The organism is Nocardioides sp., from assembly GCF_036374615.1.
Lineage (GTDB): Bacteria > Actinomycetota > Actinomycetes > Propionibacteriales > Nocardioidaceae > Nocardioides.
The window spans coordinates 1-2,716 of the sequence record NZ_DASUTK010000220.1 but is presented as its reverse complement, the minus strand read 5'-3'; the positions used below and the strand labels follow the sequence as shown (position 1 = coordinate 2,716).

Below are 2,716 nucleotides of genomic sequence, written 5' to 3'. Positions count from 1 at the left end.
GTGCCGGTGCCGACCACGCCGACCCGGTTGATGTCGTGGCGCAGCCGAGGGGCGTCGTCGGCTGAGGGGGTGTGGGGGTCCGGCACGATCACGGGGCTGTCCGGCGCCTCGTAGGTGTAGAAGCCGCGGCCGGACTTGCGTCCCAGCAGCCCGGCCGTCACGTATTGCTTGAGGATCGGTGCCGGGGCGTGCAGCCGGTCGCGGCCCTGCTTGTACATCGTGTCGAGGATCTCGTAGGCGGTGTCGAGCCCGATCAGGTCGAGCAGCGCCAACGGACCCATCGGGTAGCCGCACCCGAACCGCATCGCGGCGTCGATGTCCTCCCGCGAGGCGTACTTCGCCTCGTACATCGACACCGCGTGGTTGAGGTAGCCGAAGAGCAAGGTGTTGGCGATGAAGCCGGCCTTGTCGCCGCAGATCACCGGGCTCTTGCCGAGTCGGCCGAGCAGCGCCTCGACGTCGTGGAGCACCTCCTCCTCGGTGACGACGGTGCGGATGATCTCGACCAGGTTCTGGACCGGCGCCGGGTTGAAGAAGTGCACGCCGATGACCCGGCCGGGGAGCCGGTTGGCGGTCGAGATCTCGGTGACGCTCAGCGAGGACGTGTTGGTCGCGAGGATGCACTCGTCGGAGACGATGCCGTCGAGCTCGTGGAAGATCGACTTCTTGACGTCCAGGGACTCGACCACGGCCTCGACGACGAGGGCGGCCTCGGCGAGGTCTTTGAGCTCGGTGGTGAACGTGATCCGACCGACCAGCTCGGCCTGCTGGGCCTCGGTCAGCTTGCCGCGCTTCACAGCCCGGTCCGTGGAGTGCTGGAGGTGCTGGCGTCCCCGTTCGAGCGACTCCTCGTTCTGCTCGACGCCCGTCACGGGGAAGCCGTTGCGGGCGAAGACCTCCGCGATCCCGGCCCCCATGGTGCCGAGCCCGATCACGCCGACGCTGCTGATCTCACGTGCCATGGCGGGCATCTTCCCACGCGCTCCGCGGACCACGAGTGTGGGTCTGGTCACCGCGCCCCGTCCGTCGGTCTAGCGCGCGCCGGTTCTGGAACACGGCCGGCCACCACTCGACGCCACAGAAACGTCGTTGTGTCACGGCCTGTGACACAACCGTCCCGTCACGACGCCCAGAGCTGGACCACCGCATGCCAGAACCGGCCTGTGGAGAACGGGGCGCGTCGCCGGCTTGCTGCACTACAAAGGGTGGCGTGCCGAAGCTCGTCAACTACGTCGCCCGGTTCGAGTTCCTGCGCGAAGCGGCCTTCACCGTCGTCCACGATGACGGCGTCGCCGCGCTGAGCCGGCACTCGGTCGCCCGAGCGCTCGGCACGTCTGTCAACACGGTCCGCCGCCTGCTGGCCGCCGATGCCGAGCTGGTCGTGCTGGCCGCGGACGAGGTGGCTCGACGCCGCAGCTACGGCCGGTTCGGCCGGTTGCGTGACGGAGACCCCCTCGACCGGGCGCTCCACGTGGTGCGCGCGCTGCTTCCCGACGTCGAGCACCGCGTGGCCGAGGAGCTGGTCTGGCTGCGGCTCGCCCTTCCACGGCCGCGAGGAACCGCCGCAGGCGCCGAGGAGACTCCGTTGCGCGAGCGGTGGCAGATCGCTGAGCACGGCTGGGCGGACACCGATCCGGCGCCCGGTGCCGCCCCGGCAACCATCGGGACCGAGACCGCTGACGAGGCTGGTGACCCCCTCGCCGAGCATGCGCAGCGGCGGCAGGAGGAGGTCGACCACCGGATCGCCGAGGCCTTGGAGCTGCTGGCGATCCCGATGCCGGCGCGCAAGGCCGAGGCCGAGCTGCTCGGTGCCGTCACACTCGGCCTGACCTGGGCCGTGTGCGGTGGCCGGCTGTCTCCCGGGGAAGCCGTGACACATCTCGAGCATCACTTGGTCATGCTGGAGACGCGACATCCCCGGAGCGCCCCCTCAGCGTCGTGACCCGTCCTCGCCAGCTCAGGCCTCGACGAGCGACGCGACCTCGTCCGCACAGCCCCAGCTGAGCGTCACGCCGGCCCCGCCGTGCCCGTAGCAGTGGATCACGTCACCGATCCGCTCGAGCCGGACCTCGGACCGGACCGGCCGCAGCCCGACCCGGTGGGCCACGACCTCGCCGGACGCCAGCGCCGGCACCAGCGCGACCGCCCGTTTCCAGATCCGCTCTGCCGTGGCCGGGTCCGGCGTCCTGCTCCAGTCGTCCTCCTCGAACGTGCCGCCCACAACGACCTGGTCGCCGCGCGGCACGACATAGGTCGGGCCAGACTCGTCCAGCCACCAGCGGTCGACCCGGGCGCCGGCGACCACAAGCACCTGGCCTCGTGCGGGATGCACGTCCGTCTCGTCGACCAGCCGACGCGCACCCAGTCCGGCGCAGTTGACGACGACCCCCTCCGCCGGGCGTGGCAGATCGGCCATGCTGACGCGGGTCACGGTCCCCCCGAGCTCCTCCAGCCGGGCTTGGAGCCAGCGGAGGTAGACCGGCATGTCAGCGACCGGTGCCGTGAACGACCAGGCGTCGACGTACCCCGACGGCGGGGTGACACGAGTGAGGTCGGGCACCGTCGCCGACCACCGGGGATCGGGGAGGCTCTCGCGCAGCACCTCGGTGCCCGAGCGGAGCCGGACGCCGGTGCGCGGCTCGGCGGCCAGATCCACCAGCGTGTCGTACGTCGACGCGCTCCACGCGTGCACGCGTTGCCGCGGGTGCGCCTCGTA

Annotated in this window: 3 protein-coding genes; 1 reads left to right on the top strand and 2 read right to left on the bottom strand. The window is 71.0% G+C overall.

Going from position 1 to position 2,716, the window contains the following annotated elements:
- Positions 1 to 962: 3-hydroxybutyryl-CoA dehydrogenase (locus tag VFZ39_RS17040; protein WP_330866986.1), on the bottom strand; the 962-nt coding region annotated here is incomplete at its 3' end.
- Positions 963 to 1,210: 248 nt separating this feature from the next.
- Here VFZ39_RS17040 and VFZ39_RS17035 point away from each other — a divergent pair.
- Positions 1,211 to 1,942, top strand: a complete 732-nt coding sequence (locus tag VFZ39_RS17035) for a hypothetical protein (protein WP_330866985.1) — start codon at positions 1,211 to 1,213, stop codon at positions 1,940 to 1,942.
- A gap of 15 nt (positions 1,943 to 1,957) precedes the next feature.
- On the opposite strand, the gene VFZ39_RS17030 is transcribed toward VFZ39_RS17035, so the two are convergent.
- A partial coding sequence (locus tag VFZ39_RS17030) for an FAD-dependent oxidoreductase (RefSeq protein ID WP_330866984.1) occupies positions 1,958 to 2,716 on the bottom strand: 759 nt, incomplete at its 5' end.